The sequence below is a fragment of the Neisseria sp. genome (assembly GCF_030530745.1).
Classification (GTDB): Bacteria; Pseudomonadota; Gammaproteobacteria; order Burkholderiales; family Neisseriaceae; genus Neisseria.
Genome location: NZ_JAUMUI010000007.1, coordinates 39,906 through 59,951, shown reverse-complemented (window position 1 = coordinate 59,951; position 20,046 = coordinate 39,906). Strand labels below are relative to the sequence as shown.

The window sequence follows — 20,046 nt, the reverse complement described above, 5'->3', positions numbered from 1 at the left end:
TGATAACGTTGTTTTGTAATGTGCAAGCCGTTTCAGACGGCCTGTTTTGCTTTGCTGCCATAAAAATACCCGGAGCAGGCTCCGGGGTTATGATGGTGTGGCGTGTTCCCGTTTTACCTGTTCTGCTGATTTTTGACAGTTTTGTTTATTTTCGTTGTTTATTGTAAACGATAACGCGGCTGCATACCTAATAAAATATGAAATCCGCCTACTTGGCGGCGGAAATCTGTATCAATCTTCCATCATTGCGGCATCGGGTACATAGGCGGCGTTTTCAAATTTGGTGAACTGGCCGATAAAGGTGAGAAATACTTTGCCCGTGGGGCCGTTGCGGTGTTTGCCGATGATACATTCTGCCAAACCTTTAAACTGGGTTTCGGCGTTGTAATATTCGTCGCGGTACATAAACATAATCAGGTCGGCGTCTTGCTCGATGGCGCCGGATTCGCGCAGGTCGGACATCATCGGCCGTTTGTCGGTGCGCTGTTCCACCGTGCGGCTCAATTGCGACAAAGCAATCACGGGCACTTGCAGCTCTTTGGCCAAGGCTTTGAGCGAGCGGGAAATTTCGCCCAGCTCGGATGCGCGGTTGTCGCTGCGGCCGGAGCCTGCCATCAGTTGCAGGTAGTCAATCACAATCAAGCCCAGTTTGCCGTTGAACTGGCGCGCCAAGCGGCGGGCGCGGGCGCGCAGTTCAAGCGCGGTTAAGCCCGGGGTTTCGTCGATAAACATGGGCGCATCGGAAAGTTTGACGACGGCGTCGTTCAGACGGCCCCAGTGTTCGTCTTCCAAACGGCCGGTTTTAAGAACGTGCTGGTCGAGCCTGCCCACCGAGCCGAGCATACGCATCACCAGCTGCGCACCGCCCATTTCCATAGAAAACACGGCCACGGGCAGTTTGGATTCCACCGCAACGTGCTCTGCGATATTGATGGAAAAAGCGGTTTTACCCATAGAGGGGCGGCCGGCCACGATAATCAGGTCGCCCGGTTGCAGGCCGGAGGTTTTTTTGTCTAAATCGATAAAACCGGTGGCAATGCCGGTTACTTCGTCGGGGTTGTCGCGCGAATAAAGCATATCGATGCGTTCGACCACTTCTTTCAAAAGTGCGGGCATCTCCAAAAAGCCCTGCTTGGATTTGGCCGTGCTCTCGGCAATCTGGAAAACCTTGTTTTCGGCTTCATCGAGAAGCTGCCCCGCATCGCGGCCTTGCGGGTTGTAGGCGCTGCGGGCGATTTCGGTGCCCACTTCGGCCAGCTGGCGCATAATCGAGCGTTCGCGCACGATTTCGGCATAGCGGCGGATATTGGCGGCCGAAGGGGTGTTTTGCGCCAAGGTAATCAGATAGTTGAACCCGCCCGCAGCCTCCAGCTCTTCGCTGCGCTCCAAAGCCTCCTGCACGGTAATCACGTCGGCGGGGCGGCTTTCGTTAATCAGGTTGGCGATGCTGCGGAAAATCAGGCGGTGTTCGTGGCGGTAAAAATCTTCGGTGCCGACCACATCGGCGATTCTGTCCCACGCGGCGTTTTCGAGCAGCAGGCCGCCCAACACCGATTGTTCCGCCTCCATAGAGTGCGGCGGCAGCGACAACGCGCTCACTTCGCGGTCTTCAGACGGCATCATATCGGTGTAGTCGTTCATGGGTTCGGCCTTATTAGCGTTTGGGAAAGCCGTTTATTATAGCCGAAGGCGCGGCGCGGCGGTTTGGATAGTTATTCAAAATAAAAAAGCGGCAAACGGCGGCTAAAGCAGTAAGGTTTCTTCGCTATAAACAGCCAAGCGGTGCTATACTCACGCCCGTTTTAACCGATTTGAACAAGGAAACATCATGGCTGATTTCAACAAAATCCTCACCCCCGGCGATGTGGACGGCGGCATCATCAATGTTGTGAACGAAATTCCCGCAGGCAGCAACCATAAAATCGAATGGAACCGCAAGCTGGCGGCTTTCCAGCTCGACCGCGTGGAACCCGCTATCTTCGCCAAACCCACCAACTACGGCTTTATTCCGCAAACACTCGATGAAGACGGCGACGAGCTGGATGTTTTGCTGGTTACCGAGCAGCCTTTGGCCACCGGCGTATTTTTAGAAGCGAAAATCATCGGTGTGATGAAGTTTGTCGACGATGGCGAAGTGGACGATAAAATCGTATGCGTGCCCGCCGACGACCGCAACAACGGCAACGCCTACAACAGCTTGGCCGATCTGCCGCAGCAGTTGATCAAGCAAATCGAGTTCCACTTCAACAATTATAAAGCCCTGAAAAAACCCGGCTCCACCAAAGTGGAACACTGGGGCGATGTGGAAGAAGCCAAAGCGGTGATCAAAGAATCTATCGAACGTTGGAACAAACAAGCTTAAAACCCATGCTGCGGCAGGCTCCGCAAAGAAAACCTTAATCTTAAAAAAAAGATACCCGGATTATCCGGGTATCTTTTTGTTTCTTGAATTGCCAAACCTACAATCCGCCCCAAACACCTCATTGTTTTGAAAGAAACCGCAGATACTCGGGTCAAGCCCGAGTATGACGGTGTTTTGGTATTTCAGACGGCCTAAGGTATTTTGCAAAGATCCCGCTCTCAAAATGCCCAAACAAATTTAGGCCGTCTGAAAGAATAAATCCGTAACGCCTTCAAGAAAACGCCGAGGCCAATTCCTGCCGCATTTTATCGATAACGGCTTTATAGTCGGCTTGGCCGAAAACCGCCGAGCCGGCCACAAACGTATCTGCACCTGCCGCCGCAACGGCGGCGATGTTATCGGTTTTAATGCCGCCGTCCACTTCGAGTGCAATTTTTCTGCCGCTTTCACCCTCATACATATCGAGCAAATCGCGCACTTGGCGGATTTTCACCAACGTTTGCGGAATAAAACTCTGCCCGCCGAAACCGGGGTTAACCGACATCAGCAACACCATATCCAGCCTGTCGAGCACGTTTTCCAACACATAAACCGGCGTGGCAGGGTTCAATACCAGCCCGGCCTGGCAGCCGGAGTCTTTAATTAGGCTCAGGCTGCGGTCAATATGGCGGCTCGCTTCGGGGTGAAACGTAATGATGTCGGCTCCGGCTTTGGCAAACGACAGTATCAAATCGTCCACCGGCTCAACCATCAGGTGCACGTCTACCGGCACGGTGCTGTAAGGTTTGAGGGCGGCGCACACCATCGGGCCGAAAGTCAGGTTGGGCACATAATGGTTATCCATCACATCGAAATGGATAAGGTCGGCGCCCGCTTCGATAACGCGTGTAACTTCTTCGCCCAAACGGGCGAAATCGGCCGATAAGATGCTCGGGGCAATGCGGAACTGTTTCATGATTGGTTTTCCTTTTTAAGTGTTTTGTTTTCAGACGGCCTCGGGTTTGAAAAGTTCAAATCACGCCGATTACAATATCTATAATTACAATACACTGTTTTAAAAACAGATTTTTAATAAAATTTCCTTGTCATTAGCAAATATTAACCGTGATTATACCGCGCTTCACATACATATCCGCTAACATTCCGCAAATATTGAAATTTGGGAAAACAATATGCTTATCACAATGAAGTTCAACCTGTTGCTGCAGGCTTCTGCGCTCGGCGGCTGCCTGCTGTTTTTAAGCGCAACCTATGCCCAGGCTTCCCCTGCAATCCGCCTTGACGATTTCCACCCCAATTGCGATGTGCGCCCGCTGGGGTTAAGCCGCGAGCAAAGCAAAGAATTGCACACCATCCGCAAAGAATACAAAAAAGCCATCGAAAAAACATTGCGTAAAAACGAACGGGTGAATAAAAACCGCCGCCGCGACATTATCAAAATCCTTTCCAGCACCAAATTCAATGCCGACGATGCACGCGATTATGTAGAAAACCGTTATCTTTCCAGCATGGATTTTGCGGTTGACGAATTATCCATACAGCACCGCTTCTATAAGCTGCTCACACCGTCGCAACGGCAGTATTGGCTGAATGCCTGCCTGAGGTAGAACCTGCTGCTTTTTTTGCCGGAATATTTTTCCCGGATAAAAATATATAACAGGCCGTCTGAAACCGAACCCGGAAATATGACGGCAAACGGTAAAAAACCGCCGCATCATTCAATGAAAGATGCGGCGGTTTGATTTTTCAGACAGCCGTTAGCGGCTTGCTGCCCCGTATCGGAGCAATTGAATCCGCATCCGCCATAGTAAAAAACCTTTTTTCAATGGCTTAATAACTTTCTATAGGCCGTCTGAAGCGGTGTGATTTTTTCCAAACGCGCTTTGTCGATGGCTGCGGCGGTTTTTTGCGGATTATCCGCGCAGACGGCGGCGATGGCGGCGGTGTCTGTTTCGTTGGCGGCGGCAAGCAGGGCCAGCCAGTGCGCGCGCTGCGGGTACGGTTCGTTTTCGCGGTGCAGGCGGCCCTGCGTGTCGGCCACGCATACGTTTAAGGCCGTCTGAAAGCGTTCGGGGCGGCGGAATGCGTCGGCTTTTTTCAAGGTATCCAGCGCGGTTTTCGGCCTCAGCCCGCCGACGCTGTGAAACATGATGTGCCAGCGGCACACCAGTTCGGCCAGCTCGGCGCAGGCTTTCGGCACTTTCCAGCGGGCGTTGACGGTGCGCACGGGCACCACGCCGGCAATGTCGTGGCCGTGGTGTTTGGGCAGGATGTCGGCCGGTGTGAGCGCCTTACCCAAATCGTGCAGCAGCGCGGCGTAGCGCTCCGGCAGCGTCAGCCCCATATCGGCGGCGCGTTGCAGCACCATCAGCGTGTGGATGCCGCTGTCGATTTCGGGGTGGTAGTCGGCACGCTGCGGCACGCCGAACAACGCATCCACTTCGGGCAGCAACACTTTCAAAGCGCCGCATTCGCGCAGGATTTCCATCATGCGGCGCGGCTGCGGCTCCATCAGCCCTTTCGCCAGTTCCTGCCACACCCGTTCGGCCACCAGTGCGTCGGCTTCGCCGTTTTCCACCATTTGTTTCATCAGCGCCATGGTTTCGGGCGCAACCTCGAAGCCGTAGCGGGCGGCAAAGCGGGCGGTGCGCAAAATCCGCACGGGGTCTTCGGCAAAAGCGGGCGAAACGTGGCGCAGGATTTTATCGTGCAAATCCTGCCGTCCGCCGAAAGGGTCGATAATCAGGCCGTCTGAATCTTGCGCCATGGCATTGATGGTTAAATCGCGGCGCTGCAGGTCCTGCTCCAGCGTAACGTTTTTGTCGGCATAAAAGGCAAAGCCCGCGTAGCCTTTGGCGGTTTTGCGCTCGGTGCGCGCCAGCGCGTATTCTTCGTGGGTTTCGGGGTGCAGAAACACGGGAAAATCTTTGCCCACAGGCTGGAAACCGCGCTTGGTCATGGTTTCGGCATCCGCCCCCACCACCACCCAATCGCGGTCGGTAACGGGCAGGTTGAGCAAAGTATCGCGGACTGCGCCGCCGACAAGATAAATCTGCATGGTGTTTGTGAGGCCGTCTGAAAAATAAAACCGATTGTATAACAAACCGCCCTGCTTTTCAGACGGCCTGTGTGCAAACCCTGTATAATGCCGCCTCTAATCTTTAGTAAAAGCAGAGCCATGGCCAATCAGCGACTTATCTACGGTTTTCACGCCGTTAACGCCCGTTTGTGGCAAAACCCCAAAAGCATCACCGAACTTTATATACAGGAAGGCCGGCAAGATGTGCGCACACGGGAAGTGTTGGAAAAAGCCGCCGCCGAAAACGTGCGCGTGCACTTCGCCGCCGCCGAGCGCCTCAACACCATCGCCAAAGGCGCACGCCATCAAGGGGTGGCCGGCTTTATCGACGCATCCAAAAACCACGTTCATCTGGAAGACGTTTTGGAAAACCTGCGCGAACCCGCCCTGCTGCTGGTGCTCGACGGCATCACCGATCCGCACAACCTCGGCGCCTGCCTGCGCACTGCGGATGCCATGGGCGTGCACGCCGTGATTGCGCCGAAAGACAAAAGCGCCGGGCTGAACGCCACTGTGAGCAAAGTGGCCTGCGGTGCCGCCGAAACCGTGCCCTACATCACCGTTACCAATCTCGCCCGCACCCTGCGCGAGCTGAAGGAATACGGCATCTGGGTGGTCGGCACCGATATGGGCGGCGAAGCCGATCTGTATCACGCCGAGCTGCCCGAAAGCATCGCCTGGGTGATGGGCAACGAAGGCGAAGGCATGCGCCGCCTCACCCGCGAGCATTGCGATATGCTGGTTTCCGTGCCCATGTTCGGCACGGTGGAAAGTATGAACGTGTCGGTAACCGCCGGCATGGTGTTGAGCGAAACCCGCCGCCGCCGCGTGTCGGCCGCCGGATAAACCGGCCTGTTGCGTTTACCAACCGAATACAAGGCCGTCTGAAAGCCGTTTTGTTTTCAGGCGGCCTTTTATTTGCCCTTAGGGTCTGTCGACATTCAATGCAACGGCGGTATTTTTGGCCAAAATACCCCGTCTGCGGCGTTAAAAATGCTCGCAAGGTATCCAACCTTGCTGCGCTTTTTGCCTTGCATACGCGGTTTTTGCCTCAAAAAACCGCTTCGTCGGTTAAATGTCGACAGCCCTTAGGCCGTCTGAAAAAACTTATCGTGAATAAACTTAATAAAAAGCACATATGTCATAATCTTGTCTGACCCGATTATGACGGAACGGTTGTTAAACAAATGGTTTTGCTATATTTACGTTTGGTCGATAGCCAAGTAAACTTTTAACGAATCACCCGCCCTCCCGTTGCAACAGCATTGATTTTTATTGCAGGCAGGCTTATTTTCAACACGAATCCCAACCACAGAAAGGCAACCTCATGACATATTGGTTTATCGCTGCGGCATTGGTGCTGATTCTCGAACTGTTCGTCAGCACGATTTACCTGTTGGTGGTCAGCGCCGCCCTATTCGGCGCAGGCTTGGCTGCCCTTCTGTTTAACAACCTGACCGTCAGCATCATCACCGCCGCCGTGCTGGCCTCCGTGGGTATCGCTTGGGCAAACCGCTGGATCAAGCGCCACCGCCGCCCCGGCAACGGCGACGCATCGCTTAACGATTTGGACATCGGCCAAACCGTACGCATCAGCCGCCGCTTGCACGGCAATGTGTATGAAGTACACTACCGCGGCGCCGTTTGGCAGGCCGAAGCCGCCAATACCCAAACTGCCTCCCAACCGCAAACTGCCGTCATCACCGGTAAAAAAGGCAATATCCTATTGATTAACCTGCATTAACTTAAGCCAAAGGAAAAACTATGGATTTCAGCATCTTCGTCAGCTTTCCCATCCTGATTTTTATCGCCGTTATCGTATTCGGCTTCAAGGCCTTTACCGTGGTACCGCAGCAAGAAGCCTATGTGGTCGAACGGTTGGGGCGTTTTTATAAAGTCCTAAACCCCGGCCTTAATATTTTGATACCGTTTGTCGACCGTGTAGCCTACCGCCATACGTTAAAAGAAATCCCCCTCGACGTGCCCAGCCAAGTGTGCATTACCCGCGACAATACCCAGCTCACGGTAGACGGCATCATTTATTTTCAGGTTACCGACCCCAAACTGGCCTCATACGGATCGAGCAACTACATCATGGCCATCACCCAATTGGCACAAACCACTCTGCGCTCAATCATCGGCCGCATGGAATTGGACAAAACCTTTGAAGAACGGGACGAAATCAACTCAACCGTCGTTTCTTCGCTCGATCAGGCCGCAGTATCATGGGGTGTAAAAGTCTTACGCTACGAAATCAAAGATTTGGTTCCCCCGCAAGAAATTCTTCGCGCCATGCAGGCACAAATTACTGCCGAACGCGAAAAGCGTGCCCGCATCGCCGAATCGGAAGGCCGGAAAATCGAACAAATCAACCTGGCCAGCGGCCAGCGAGAAGCGGAAATCCAACAGTCGGAAGGCGAAATGCAGGCCGCCATCAACGAATCAAACGGCCAGAAAATCGCCCAAATCAACCGTGCCCAAGGTGAAGCCGAAGCCCTGCGGCTAGTGGCCGAAGCCAACGCCGATGCCATCCGCGCGGTGGCTGCAGCCCTGCAAAACCCGGGCGGCAGCGAAGCCGTCAACCTGAAAGTGGCCGAGCAATATGTAGAAGCCTTCGGTAAACTGGCCAAAGAAAACAACACTTTGATTATGCCCGCCAACATTGCCGATATCGGCGGTTTGGTTGCATCCGGTTTGAAAATCGTTGAGGGCGGTAAAACAGCGGCCAAATAACGCCGTACTGCCGAACGGCAGCCGGTAAAAAATACAGCCGAAGCAAACCGGGCTGTTGATCCCGTTTGCTTCGGCTGTTTTTATAGTGGCTTACATATTTTCAGAAACCTTTGCAAAATCGTTTTCTTTGAACCAAGACAAAAACCAAGCGAATCCCCTATACCGCCTGAAAACATTTGCTTGCCGCCATATTCAGGTTAAACCTGAAAAACAGGTGCTCAAAACGATACGCAAAAACCAATCGGAATTTTGAAAAAAAACCGATACTCGAAACCTGATGCCTTTGATTTCAATATCAAAACATGTTTCAACGCACAGGACGACACATAGAGCGCCGCCCTACGTACTGCCTTGATTGTAAAGGGTTAGACCCCTACCCGATAAACCCACACTCTACCGCCACAAATAGCGGAAGCTCAACCAAAAAGGAAACTTGATAAAAAAAGCAAGCGGCCTTAACGGCCGCTTTTCAATCGGATGGATTCTATACTTTATCGGCTGAGCTGCGTGTTTCTTCCGACACACCTGCTTCCGCTGCAATTGCCTGACTGTTTGCATCACCTTCGGATGGGGCTCCGTTAATTTGAGACTCCGCCTCATCCGCATATTCTGCCCGAGATTGAGCCGCCGTATCGTTCTCTTTAAGGATATTATGGCTGTAATCTTTCGGCGGGCTGGGTTGTTTGCCTTCCATAATTTCCAACACTTGATCGCGGTCTATGGTTTCCCATTCCATCAGCGCTTTGCACATGGTTTCCATCTTATCGCGGTTTTCGTCCAAAATTTTATAGGCTACGGCATATTGTTCGTCAAGAATGCGGCGGATTTCGGCATCCACCTCCTGCTGGGTTTTCTCAGAAATATGCTGCGAGCGGGTTACGCTGCGGCCGAGGAACACTTCGCCTTCATTTTCAGCATAAACCATCTGCCCCATTTTGTCGCTCATACCAAAGCGGGTAACCATTTCGCGGGCGATTTGAGTGGCGCGCTCGAAGTCGTTGGAGGCGCCGGTCGAAATACGGCCGACAAAAATATCTTCAGCGATGCGGCCGCCATACAGAATCGAAATCTGGCTCAGCATTTGATCTTTATACATACTGATACGGTCGCGCTCGGGAAGCTGCCAAGTCAGACCCAGCGCACGGCCGCGCGGCATGATGGTTACTTTATGAACAGGATCCGTGTATTCCAAGCTTTCCGCCACAATCGCATGACCGGCTTCGTGATAAGCGGTGGCGCGTTTTTCGTCTTCGTGCATCACCATCGAGCGGCGTTCGGGACCCATATAGATTTTGTCTTTGGCATCTTCAAAGTCGCTTTGATCCACTTTCACTTTGTTGCGGCGGCCCGCAAACAGCGCCGCTTCGTTCACCAGGTTCGCCAGATCTGCACCTGAAAACCCCGGAGTGCCGCGTGCCAGTGAAACCAAATCCACCGATTCGTCGAGCGGCACTTTTTGCGCATGCACTTTCAGAATCTGCTCCCGGCCTCGGATATCGGGCAGCGGCACCACCACCTGGCGGTCGAAACGGCCCGGGCGCTGCAAAGCGGGATCAAGCACGTCGGGACGGTTGGTAGCGGCAATCACAATAACGGTTTGGTTGCTCTCAAAACCGTCCATTTCAACCAAAAGCTGGTTGAGTGTTTGTTCGCGCTCGTCGTTACCGCCGCCCAAACCTGCACCGCGCTGGCGGCCTACGGCGTCGATTTCGTCGATAAAGATAATGCAGGGGGCGTTTTTCTTGGCCTGCTCGAACATATCTCTCACACGGCTGGCACCCACCCCTACAAACATTTCAACGAAATCGGAACCGGAAATGCTGAAAAACGGCACTTGCGCTTCGCCTGCGATGGCTTTGGCCAGCAGGGTTTTACCCGTACCGGGGCTGCCCGCCAGCAGGATACCGCGCGGCACGCGTCCGCCCAAACTCTGATAGCGGTTGGGGGCTTTCAGATAATCGACGATTTCCTGCACTTCTTCTTTGGCTTCGTCGCAGCCGGCCACATCGGCAAAAGTTACTTTGTTGGTGTCTTTATCCAGCAGTTTGGCACGGCTTTTGCCGAATGAAAAAGCACCGCCTTTGCCACCGCCGCCCGACTGCATACGCATGAAATAGAACCATGCGCCGATCAGGAGCATAACCGGCAACAGGCTGAACAGCAGGCTGGTAAACATGCTCGGTTTTTCTTCAGGAGTAACCTTCACGCGCACTTTTTTATCCAACAGCGTCGGAACCAGTTTTTCGTCTAACGGCGCGTTAGTGAAGAATTCGGTTTTGTCGGTACGCGTGCCTTTAATCAGGTAGCCGCTGACCACCGAGCCTTCAATGTTCACATTGGCGATTTCGCCTTTGTTTACTTGTTCGATAAACTGCGAATATTCGATCTGCTGTTTGTTTTCTTTGCTGTCGCTGATGGCGTTGAACGCCATCAGCATGGCAACAATCAACACCAGCCAAACCAACACATTTTTTAACATATTCCCCACTGAAACAGGCTCCATATAAGGGTCAAAAATAAGGACGGATTGTAAATCAGGCTATACGCATTGTCAGCGTTTATTTTTGCCCAATAAATAAATCTCACTGGAACGATTGCGGGAGGCATTCGGTTTTCTGGTCTGCACCGAAGCGAACACTTCGCGCATAGTGGCGGCATATTCTTGGTATCCCGCCCCCTGGAACACTTTAACCAGAAAATTACCGCCTGTTTTCAGATGGTTGGCGGCAAAATCCAAAGCCAGCTCACACAAATAAAAGCTGCGCGCCTGATCCGTTACAGCATTGCCCGACATATTGGGTGCCATATCGCAAATTACAAGGTCTAACGGGCGGCCGCCCAGCAGCCGCTCAAATTCGGCCAATACGGCTTCTTCGCGGAAATCACCCTGAATAAACGATACGCCTTCCACCGCCTCCATCGGCAGAATATCCAAGGCAAACACCTGCCCGCTGCTGCCGGCCAGCTGCGCCGCCACCTGCGACCAACTGCCGGGGGCGCTGCCCAAATCGGCCAATACGGTACCGGGGCGGATAAGCTTGTCTTTGTCGTTGATTTCCAAAAGCTTGTAGGCCGCGCGCGCGCGGTAGCCTTCTTTTTGAGCCAGATGCACATAATGATCGTTAACGTGTTCGTTAAGCCATGCTTTGGAAGATTTCGAACGCACCGACATACCGTAGCCACACAACAATAAAGCCGCTATTGTACGTTATTTTCTCCCTTAAAGGCGCCGCTTCGCGTAGAATAACGCATTTAACCGATTTTAATATTTGAGCAGAGAATATGGCCGACAAACTCACCACTCGGGAAATTTTAGAACTCAAAGCCCGCGCCCATCATTTAAACCCCGTTGTGATGGTAGGTCAGCACGGCTTAACCGAATCCGTTATCAAAGAAACCGATGCGGCGCTGACGGCGCACGGGCTGATCAAGGTGCGCGTATTGGGAGACGACCGCGCCGAACGCATCGCCATTTGCGAAGCCTTATGCAGAGCGGTGGACGCGCAATTGGTGCAGCATATCGGCAAGCTGCTGGTTTTATGGCGTGAAAAAACCGAAAACTAAAACAAGACGGCAAAACAATCAAACAGGCCGTCTGAAAAGGTTATTTAAAGTAGAAACCTTTTCAGACGGCCTGCTTTATAACGGTTACCGCCACTCCATTCTAACCAAACGAAACACCAAGCCCAGCCCCAGCATGCTGCATACCATATAAATAACGGATGAAATGCCGTGCCATCTGCCGAACGAACCGCCCAGAAGCGTCAGCAGCCAATTGGCCGCTCCCGTTTTGTGCGCTTCGATCACGGGGGTAACCAGGAACTGGTTAGCCGCCAGCAAAACCAACAGCAGCAATACCCATTTGCCCGTGTGCGGGCGTGCATAAGCCCGTTTTTCTTCCAATCTGCCCGTGAAATAAACCAGCAGCCAAACGGCCAAGCCGATATAGGCTGTTACAGTAAACAATACACCGGCCAACGCGCCCGCCTCTATCCGTTCCAAATTTTGAAACAACACCGGTGCAACCAGATAACCCACACCCAACTGCAAACCCAGCCACGCTCCGGCCAATATGCCGGCCAATTTTTTCATCATCTGCCCCTCGCGTTGAGATTCACGCACAATACCATTTCCGACCCGGGCACATCAAGCGCGGCAACGGCGCAATACTATCGGATGCCGTTTAAATACCCCGTTCAATCAAAGACAAGCACCATAAAAAATGCTATGCTTCGCGCTTTCCGTTTATTGTGTGATGCAATGAAAAAGCTATTGGTTTCCTTGGCATTCGCCCTTTCCGCCGTATTGGTTCTCGTATTCGGCGCACTGCCTTATTATTTCGGCATCAAGGCTGAAGAAAGCTTGGCCGACCAGCAGAAACTGTTGTCGCAATCCGGCTTTCTCACCGTCGAATCGCACCAATACCAACGCGGCTGGTTCGGCGCCACCGAAACCACCGTCGTGCGGCTGAAACCCACCCTGCTCCACAACGCCGGAAAATACCTGCCCGACAATCTTAAAACCGTTTTGAAAGAACCGGTTACAGTTATCAACCATGTTAAGCACGGCCCGTTTGCCGGCGGATTTCCGCCTGTGCGCGCCCGCGTGGAAACCGAATTCAAATACCACCCCGAAACAGCCAAAGTGCTGGCCCGCTTCTTCGGCACGCAGGCGCCCGTGAACCTCACCAACACTGTTCACCTCGGCGGCGGCGGCGAGCTGGCCTTAAACGTGCCCGCATTCGATTACGAAGAGCTTTCGGGCATCAAACTCAACTGGAAAGGCTTGGGCGGCACCACTGTTTACCAACCCGAATTTACTGCCTACACCCACGATTACACCGCTCCTTCGCTGCAGGCCAAGCTGGCCGACAAAGGCAGCGTTGCGCTGGAAAACCTGCATATCCGCACCGAAACCACCGACGGCGGCAACCGATTGGCTCTGGGCAGCAGCAGCTTTAAGCTCGATAAGTTTTCCATGCAGTGGAAAGAAGGCTTCGACTACAACATCAAAATCAACGAGCTGGTGAACTTGGTTACTGATTTGCAAATCGGCGCGTTTATCAACCCTACCGGCACCGTCGCCCCTTCCAAAATCGCCGTTGAAAAGCTCGGCTTCGACACCCGGACCGGTGAAAACGGCGAATGGGTAAACAGCGAAGGCCGCTTCCGCTTCGAAACCCTCGCCTACGGCGACGAGCGCTACGGCCCGCTTGACATCAATGTGGCGGCCGATCATCTGCACGCCGAGAGCCTTTTGGCCGTTAAAAACAAAATGGCCGAACTCTCGTCGAAAGAAATGACAGAAGAGCAGATTCAAAGCGAGCTGTTAAAAACCGCCCGCAACGAAGCCGCCGGCCTGTTCACCCAAAATCCCGTGCTGCACATCAAAAACTTCACTTTCAAAATGCCGCAAGGTTTGGTCGATGTGAAAGGCCGTCTGAGCTTCAACGGCCTCACCCGGGCCGAAATGGACGACTTTAGCGCCATGCTTAAAAAAACCCATGCCCGTTTCGATATGCAGGTGCCGCAAAAACTACTCGAGCAACTGGCCGTCAACCAGGCCGGCAATATCTTCAGCGTCAATGCCGAAGACCTTGCCGAAGGCCGTGCCAGCCTCGACGACATCAACGAAACCCTGCGCCTGATGGTGGAGGGCACCGTCAACTCGATGGCGCGCGAGCAATACCTCACCGTTGACAACGGTAACATCAAAACACTAGTCGAGCTGGACAACAGCCATTTGAAACTCAACGGTAAAATATTCGAAACCGCACCCGAACCGGAATTCACCGAGGCGGATATGCTGCCCGAGGCCGAAACCGCCGCTTCCGTGCCTTAAGGCTGCAGGTTAAAACCCAAACGCCGTCATGCAACAGGCAACAGGCCGTCTGAAAATGTCAGACGGCCTGTTTCGGTTTAAACCCGGCACGGTTAAGGATAGGCGATATAGGCATAAGCCGAATGATTGTGTATCGACTCGAAGTTTTCACTTTCGACCGTAAAACCGCAGATACGGCCGTCAGCGATTAAGCGGGTGGCGACGTCGCGCACCATGTCTTCGACGAATTTCGGGTTTTCATATGCCTGCTCGGTAACGAATTTCTCGTCGGGGCGCTTGAGCAGGCCGTATAGCTGGCACGATGCCTGCGATTCCACGCAGTCTATTACTTCCTCAATGCCCACTTCGCTGCCGCAGGTGATGGTTACGGTAACGTGCGAGCGTTGGTTGTGGGCGCCGTATTGCGAGATTTCTTTCGAGCAGGGGCACAGGCTGGTTACCGGCACCAGCACTTTGAGCGTGTGGCTGTACTCGCCGTTTTTGATTTCGCCCGTCAACGTTACGTCGTAGTCGAGCAGCGACTGTATGCCCGACACCGGTGCGCTTTTTTTGCGGAAAAACGGAAACGACACGCTGATTCTGCCCGAATGCGAATCCAGCAGCGACACCATCTCTTCAGTGAGCGTTTTCAGGCGATCGAAACCCAGCGCTTCGGTTTGGCGCTCCATCAGGGCGACGAAGCGCGACATGTGCGTGCCTTTTTGGTCGGCGGGAAGAAAAACCGTCATAGTCAGGCGGGCAACGGTGGCCTGAGTGCCTTCGGCGGTGTTGAGCGTAACGGGGAAGCGTAAGTCTTTGATACCGACCTGGTTAATCGGCAGGTTGCGTAAATCGCGGGAGGATTGCACGTCTGCAATGGCGTTCATGCGTCGGATTTCCTTAGAATCTGAAGGGGCTTGGAGCCCTATGTGCGCGCAGGCGGTGCAAAATGCAAGGCCGCCTGAAATAAAGTTTCAGACGGCCTTGCAGCAGATCCGGACAGGCCGCCCGAATTTCCAAATGCGATATTATATCACTTAGCGCCCCGCCGGACATTGATTGTTTCTATTTTTCGGATAGTGCTAAAATTCTTGACTTCAAACTGAAAGATTCCAACTGAAAGATCCGCCATGAAATTTGCAACCGAAGCCATCCACAGCAGCTATAACCCCGACGACCACAACCGCGCCATCATGCCGCCTATTTATCAAAACAGCATGTTCCGCATGAAGGAAATCGGCGAACAGATTCCGTTCCGCTACGCCCGCGCGAGCAATCCCACCCGCAAAGTGCTGGAAGACACCGTTGCCGCGCTGGAACACGGCGCGGCGGGCTTCGCCTTCGGCAGCGGCATGGCCGGCATCGACTGCGTATACCGCGCCTTTCTGCGCCCCGGCGACACCATTGTCGCCGTGAGCGACATCTACGGCGGCAGCTACGACCTGCTCACCGAAGTGTATGCCCTGTGGGGCGTGAACGTGGTGTTTGCCGATTTAACCGACCCCGCCAATCTCGATAACGCGCTGGCCGGACACGAAAACGTGAAGATGGTGTGGCTGGAAACCCCGTCCAACCCGCTGCTGCGGCTGGTTGATATCGAAACGCTGGCCGCCAAAGCCAAAGCCGCCGGCGCGCTGGTGGGCATCGACAACACTTTCGCCACGCCCTATCTGCAAAACCCGCTCGATATGGGCTGCGACATCGTGTTCCATTCTGCCACCAAATATCTGTGCGGCCATTCCGACGTGCTGATGGGCGTGGTGGCGGTGAAAACCGAAGAATTGGCGCGCCCGATGCGCACCATGATGATGAACACCGGCGGCGTGGCCGGGCCGATGGATTGCGCGCTGGTGCTGCGCGGCATCAAAACGCTGGCCCTGCGCATGCAGCGCCATTGCGAAAACGCGCTGGAAATCGCCCACCGTTTGGAAGCGCATCCTGCGGTTGAAAAGGTGTTCTACCCCGGCCTGCCTTCGCACGAACATCACAATTTGGCGAAACGGCAAATGAGGGATTTCGGCGGCGTGGTGAGCATTTGGCTGAAAAACGACAGCAAAGAAGCCGCCGGCAGCGTGATTAAAAACCTGCAAATGGTTCAGATGGCTTCCAGCCTGGGCGGCGTGGAAAGCCTGATTAACCACTGCTATTCGCAATCGCACAGCGGCGTGCCGCACGAAATCAAAACCGCCGCCGGCATCAAAACCGGCCTGCTGCGCTTTTCTATCGGCGTGGAAGATGTGGAAGACATTTGGGCAGATATTTCCGCCGCGCTGGATGCGGCACAGGCTGAGAGTTGATCACTTACTTGACAACGATTCCGTCATGCTCGGGCTTGACCCGAGCATCTTAATTGTTCAAAAAACAGCAGATACCCGGAGCAAGCCCGAGCATGACGCAGAGCTTTAAAATACCGAAATGGCTTGCAACTGTCTCAGGCCGTCTGAAAAATGCTGACTACCGTCATTAGCTGCGCAAATCCGCTATTTGTGCAGGCCGCACTCTTTAGTGTCTTTATTCTCCCACCACCATCGTCCGGCACGGATGCTTTCTCCCTCTTTCACCGGGCGCGTACAGGGTTCGCAGCCTATACTGGGGTAACCTTCGCGGTATAACGCGTTGAGCGGCACTTGGTGCGCTTGGGCATAAGCCCACACATCACCGTCTGCCCAATCGAAAATCGGGTTGAATTTGAAGATACCGCGTGCACCGTCATGCTCTTCAAAACTCAAGCCGCTGCGGGTTTCTGACTGGCTTTGGCGTTGTCCGGTCAGCCAGGCGGGCGCACCGGCCAAGGCGCGGTTGAGCGGTTCGATTTTGCGGATACGACAACAACGGCGGCGCAATTCCACGCTTTCATACATGGCGGCGCTGCCGTATTCCTGCTCGAACACATCTGCCGCTTGCGCATTGGGGCTGAACACTTCAATGCAGATGCGGTAACGGCTGTCGGTTTCTCCAATCAGAGCGGCGGTTTCGGGATTGAGTTTGCCGGTGTTAAGCGTGATGATGCGCAGCGGCAGCTTCAGGCGGGCGATCTGGTCGGTGATAATCATATCTTCCACCGCCAGGCTGGAAGCGAAAACGGCTTTGGGAAAGCGTTCGGCGACTTCCTGCAAACGCGCGGCCAAAACCTGTTCTTTAGCGGGCTGTTGCGCGGCTTCGGCTTCTGAAACGGCAGGAATCTGCCAAAGTTTGGGGGCGTATAGCGACATGGTAGGGTTCCGTATTCTTTTTTCTGCCGCATTGTGCGCCCGCCCCTGCCGCATTGGGAAAGAATGGTTTTTTATTTGATTATAACCAAAGGCCGTCTGAAAACATTTCCGGTCAATGTTTTCAGACGGCCTTTGGCTTATTTTTCCATCACCACACCAAACCGGTTGAGTTGAAAACTAATGTGCCGGCTTAGCTTGGGTTTAGAAGGGAATATCATCGTCGATATCGTCCACCGGCGCAGCAGGGACCGCAGGGGCTTGGCGACGCGGAGCGGCGGGCGGTGCGCTCGAGGCTTCCTGCTGGTAAGCGGGGGCGTTTTGGTAATGCTGCTGCGGCGCAGACTGCTGGTAGCCGCCTTGGGCATCGCCGTATTCGGCGGAGCCGCCGCTGCGCGATCCAAGCATTTTCATTTCGCTGCCGATAATGTCGTAGGCGGTGCGCTCTATGCCGTCCTTACCCGTGTATTTTCGGCTTTGGATGCGGCCTTCGATATAAACCGAGCTGCCTTTGCGCAGATATTGGCCGGCCACTTCGGCCAAACGGCGGTAGAGGGTGATGTTGTGCCATTCGGTGCGTTCCTGACGCTGGCCGGTTTGGCGGTCGTTCCAAACTTCGCTGGTAGCTATGCTGAAATTGCAGACGGCCTCGCCGTTGGGCATATAGCGCACTTCAGGGTCGCGGCCGAGATTGCCGATAAGGATGACTTTGTTTAACGATGACATCAATTTGCTCCTGATATGGTTTGTTCGGCGGCATTGGGGTCGAAACCTTTTTGCAATGCCTTGATAAAAACGATTTTTTTGTCGGCGCTGAAGCTGACGGCTTCTACGCCTTCCAATGCGGTTAAGGCAGAGTTTAATTGCTCCTCCCTGCCGCGCCAAGTTTCCGGCACCGGAAAAGTGAGGTTTTTAACCGGTTTGGGAGCGGGTGAACACACGGCAACCGCCAACCACAGCAGAACCAGACCGCTGCAAAAAGCGAACACGCCGTTGAAGCCGTAGTGTTGGAACAACACTCCTCCGACCGCGCCGCCGGCAAACAGGCCGACCGACTGCATGGTGTTATACACCCCCATAGCGGTACCTTTCAAATCGGACGGGGCGATTTTCGACACCATCGAGGGCAGGCTGGCTTCCAGCACGTTGAAGCCGATAAAGTAAACCGTTAAAAAAACGGCTGCCGCCCAAACGGAATGCAGCCCGAACAGCAGGCCGGCTTGGGCGGCGGCAATGCAGGCGATGCCGATCACAAACACCGCTTTGAGTTTGTTGCGCGTTTCACCGGCGATAATCAGCGGCACCATCGCAATCAGGCCGATAAGCGTGGCGGGCAGGTAGATTTTCCAATGCTGCTCTTTAAACAGCCCCAACTCCACCAAAGCGAAAGGCAGCGCGGTAAACAATGCCATTTGCGCAGCGTGCAGGGCGAAAATGCCGAAATCGAGTGCCAGCAGCCTGCCGTCTTTCATCACTTCGCCCAAACGCGAGGGCTGCGCCTGAGCGTCTTCATGCAGCTTCGACTCGGAAGGGTTGGGCGTAAACCAAGCCACAACGGCAATGCTGGCCACGGTTAGCACGCCTGTTAAAACGAACAGCCCCCTAACGCCTATCCATGCGGCCAATACGGGCGCCAGCGCCAGGCTGGCCGAGAAAGTCAGCCCTATGCTCAAACCGATCATGGCCATGGCGCGGGTGCGTACTTCATCGCGGGTGAGGTCGGCCAACAGGGCAGTAACCGCCGCACTCACGGCACCCGCACCCTGCACCGCCCGCGCCAGCACCAGCATTTCCAGCGTGTCGGCGGCGGCGGCCATAAAACTGCCGGCGGCAAACACGATTAAGCCGGAATAAATTACTTTTTTGCGGCCGAACTTATCGGAAGCCATGCCCAGCGGAAGTTGCAGCACGGCCTGCGTCAAACCGTACATACCCATCGCCATGCCGACCAGCGCTTTGTTGCTTTCCGCGCCGGACAAAGTGGCGGCATAGAGCGCCAGCACGGGCAGCACCAAAAACATGCCGAGCATACGCAGCGCATACACGCCTGCCAGCGAAGTGCCCGCGCGCCATTCGTGCGGATACATCTGTGTGCGGTTTTCTTTTGCCATAATCCGGTCAAGTGTTTTCAGACGGCCTCCTCTTTCAGGCCGTCTGAAAAAAGGTGCGGTTAAAATTCAACCCCACTGCCAGCGGTTGCGCCATGCGCCGAGCACGGCGTTGGGGTATTTGCTGCTGCCGAGGCTGCCGTTGAAGCGCGCCAGCGCACGCACCAGATTGCCCCGCTCCACGTTGTTGTAGTGGCGCAAAATAGTGCAGCCGTAGCGCAGGTTGGTACGGATATCGAACAGGTTGTGCGAAGGTTTGCCGATATAGTTTTTCCAAAACGGCATCACCTGCATCAGCCCGCGCGCGCCCACATTGCTGATGGCGTATTGGCGGAACGCGCTTTCCACCTCTATCAGGCCGAGTACCACCTGTGTGTCTAACCCGGCGCGGCTGGATTCATATTGGATATTGACCAGCAGCCGTTTGCGCTCGCCCTCGTCGGCCACATAACGCGTCAGCCGTGCCGACATGTCGCGCAGCCAGCGTTCGCCCTCTTCGGCGCGGTTGAATACCAGCCGCGCGGGATTGACGTTGTTAATGGAGCTGCGCATCACCGAAGCCACATCGTCGGACAGAGTTTCTTCGCGCTGCGCCCCCGCCCGTGCCAAGGCGGGGCTGAGTAATAACGCGCCGCCCGCCGCCAGCAGACGGCGGCGCAGTAAAAATTCGGCAGGAATAAGGTTTTCCGGTTTCATAATGTATGGTTTTAAAATTATTAGTTATGTTTTCAGACG

The 20,046-nt window shown here is 54.3% G+C and carries 19 protein-coding genes; 8 read left to right on the top strand and 11 right to left on the bottom strand.

Going from position 1 to position 20,046, the window contains the following annotated elements; genetic code table 11:
* Positions 1-231: 231 nt before the first annotated feature.
* Positions 232-1,641 (bottom strand): replicative DNA helicase, encoded by a 1,410-nt coding sequence (dnaB, locus tag Q3970_RS04235; RefSeq protein WP_257065449.1) that lies wholly within the window; start codon positions 1,639-1,641, stop codon positions 232-234.
* Between the two features lie 187 nt (positions 1,642-1,828).
* Between dnaB and Q3970_RS04230 the strand changes: the two genes are divergently transcribed.
* Positions 1,829-2,362, top strand: a complete 534-nt coding sequence (locus Q3970_RS04230; RefSeq protein ID WP_085364870.1) for an inorganic diphosphatase — start codon at positions 1,829-1,831, stop codon at positions 2,360-2,362.
* Between the two features lie 271 nt (positions 2,363-2,633).
* On the opposite strand, the gene rpe is transcribed toward Q3970_RS04230, so the two are convergent.
* Positions 2,634-3,317 (bottom strand): ribulose-phosphate 3-epimerase, encoded by a 684-nt coding sequence (gene rpe, locus Q3970_RS04225; protein ID WP_303099357.1) that lies wholly within the window; start codon positions 3,315-3,317, stop codon positions 2,634-2,636.
* Between the two features lie 217 nt (positions 3,318-3,534).
* Here rpe and Q3970_RS04220 point away from each other — a divergent pair, with 217 nt between their 5' ends.
* Positions 3,535-3,969, top strand: coding sequence for a Spy/CpxP family protein refolding chaperone (locus tag Q3970_RS04220; protein WP_303099356.1), 435 nt, complete (start codon positions 3,535-3,537; stop codon positions 3,967-3,969).
* A gap of 215 nt (positions 3,970-4,184) precedes the next feature.
* Here the strand turns inward: Q3970_RS04220 and Q3970_RS04215 are convergent, their stop codons facing one another.
* A complete protein-coding gene (locus tag Q3970_RS04215; RefSeq protein WP_303099355.1) occupies positions 4,185-5,420 on the bottom strand; it encodes a multifunctional CCA addition/repair protein in 1,236 nt (411 codons plus the stop codon).
* A 120-nt stretch (positions 5,421-5,540) separates the two neighbouring features.
* On the opposite strand from Q3970_RS04215, the gene rlmB reads away from it, so the two are divergent.
* The 3 genes from rlmB to Q3970_RS04200 all read left to right on the top strand — a co-directional run bounded on the left by rlmB (position 5,541) and on the right by Q3970_RS04200 (position 8,174).
* Positions 5,541-6,287 carry a 23S rRNA (guanosine(2251)-2'-O)-methyltransferase RlmB gene (gene rlmB / locus Q3970_RS04210; protein ID WP_303099354.1) on the top strand — a complete coding sequence of 249 codons (747 nt, stop codon included), beginning with the start codon at positions 5,541-5,543 and terminating at the stop codon, positions 6,285-6,287.
* Between the two features lie 481 nt (positions 6,288-6,768).
* Positions 6,769-7,185, top strand: a complete 417-nt coding sequence (locus Q3970_RS04205) for an NfeD family protein (protein WP_303099353.1) — start codon at positions 6,769-6,771, stop codon at positions 7,183-7,185.
* A gap of 20 nt (positions 7,186-7,205) precedes the next feature.
* Complete coding sequence (locus tag Q3970_RS04200; protein ID WP_303099352.1) at positions 7,206-8,174, top strand: SPFH domain-containing protein; 969 nt, start codon at positions 7,206-7,208, stop codon at positions 8,172-8,174.
* Between the two features lie 484 nt (positions 8,175-8,658).
* Here Q3970_RS04200 and ftsH read toward each other — a convergent pair whose 3' ends face one another.
* Entirely contained in the window at positions 8,659-10,662 is a 2,004-nt protein-coding gene (gene ftsH / locus Q3970_RS04195) for an ATP-dependent zinc metalloprotease FtsH (protein WP_303099351.1), read from the bottom strand.
* Between the two features lie 63 nt (positions 10,663-10,725).
* Positions 10,726-11,346 carry an RlmE family RNA methyltransferase gene (locus Q3970_RS04190; RefSeq protein WP_303099350.1) on the bottom strand — a complete coding sequence of 207 codons (621 nt, stop codon included), beginning with the start codon at positions 11,344-11,346 and terminating at the stop codon, positions 10,726-10,728.
* A 110-nt stretch (positions 11,347-11,456) separates the two neighbouring features.
* On the opposite strand from Q3970_RS04190, the gene yhbY reads away from it, so the two are divergent.
* Positions 11,457-11,738, top strand: a complete 282-nt coding sequence (gene yhbY / locus Q3970_RS04185; protein WP_303099349.1) for a ribosome assembly RNA-binding protein YhbY — start codon at positions 11,457-11,459, stop codon at positions 11,736-11,738.
* Between the two features lie 84 nt (positions 11,739-11,822).
* On the opposite strand, the gene Q3970_RS04180 is transcribed toward yhbY, so the two are convergent.
* Positions 11,823-12,266, bottom strand: a complete 444-nt coding sequence (locus Q3970_RS04180) for a DUF4149 domain-containing protein (RefSeq protein ID WP_303099392.1) — start codon at positions 12,264-12,266, stop codon at positions 11,823-11,825.
* Between the two features lie 168 nt (positions 12,267-12,434).
* Here Q3970_RS04180 and Q3970_RS04175 point away from each other — a divergent pair, with 168 nt between their 5' ends.
* Positions 12,435-14,015 carry a YdgA family protein gene (locus Q3970_RS04175; protein WP_303099348.1) on the top strand — a complete coding sequence of 527 codons (1,581 nt, stop codon included), beginning with the start codon at positions 12,435-12,437 and terminating at the stop codon, positions 14,013-14,015.
* Positions 14,016-14,107: 92 nt separating this feature from the next.
* Here the strand turns inward: Q3970_RS04175 and folE2 are convergent, their stop codons facing one another.
* Entirely contained in the window at positions 14,108-14,881 is a 774-nt protein-coding gene (gene folE2 / locus Q3970_RS04170; protein ID WP_303099347.1) for a GTP cyclohydrolase FolE2, read from the bottom strand.
* Between the two features lie 243 nt (positions 14,882-15,124).
* Between folE2 and Q3970_RS04165 the strand changes: the two genes are divergently transcribed.
* Positions 15,125-16,291, top strand: a complete 1,167-nt coding sequence (locus Q3970_RS04165) for a PLP-dependent aspartate aminotransferase family protein (RefSeq protein WP_303099346.1) — start codon at positions 15,125-15,127, stop codon at positions 16,289-16,291.
* Between the two features lie 183 nt (positions 16,292-16,474).
* Here Q3970_RS04165 and Q3970_RS04160 read toward each other — a convergent pair whose 3' ends face one another.
* The 4 genes from Q3970_RS04160 to Q3970_RS04145 all read right to left on the bottom strand — a co-directional run bounded on the left by Q3970_RS04160 (position 16,475) and on the right by Q3970_RS04145 (position 20,010).
* Entirely contained in the window at positions 16,475-17,206 is a 732-nt protein-coding gene (locus Q3970_RS04160; protein ID WP_303099345.1) for a phosphoadenylyl-sulfate reductase, read from the bottom strand.
* A 201-nt stretch (positions 17,207-17,407) separates the two neighbouring features.
* Positions 17,408-17,929, bottom strand: a complete 522-nt coding sequence (locus Q3970_RS04155; protein ID WP_303099344.1) for a single-stranded DNA-binding protein — start codon at positions 17,927-17,929, stop codon at positions 17,408-17,410.
* On the bottom strand, positions 17,929-19,314 hold the full coding sequence (locus Q3970_RS04150; RefSeq protein ID WP_303099343.1) for an MFS transporter: 1,386 nt from the start codon (positions 19,312-19,314) through the stop codon (positions 17,929-17,931). The genes Q3970_RS04155 and Q3970_RS04150 overlap by 1 nt, the downstream gene beginning before the upstream one ends.
* Before the next feature lie 66 nt (positions 19,315-19,380).
* Entirely contained in the window at positions 19,381-20,010 is a 630-nt protein-coding gene (locus tag Q3970_RS04145; protein ID WP_303099391.1) for a lytic transglycosylase domain-containing protein, read from the bottom strand.
* Positions 20,011-20,046 lie beyond the last annotated feature (36 nt).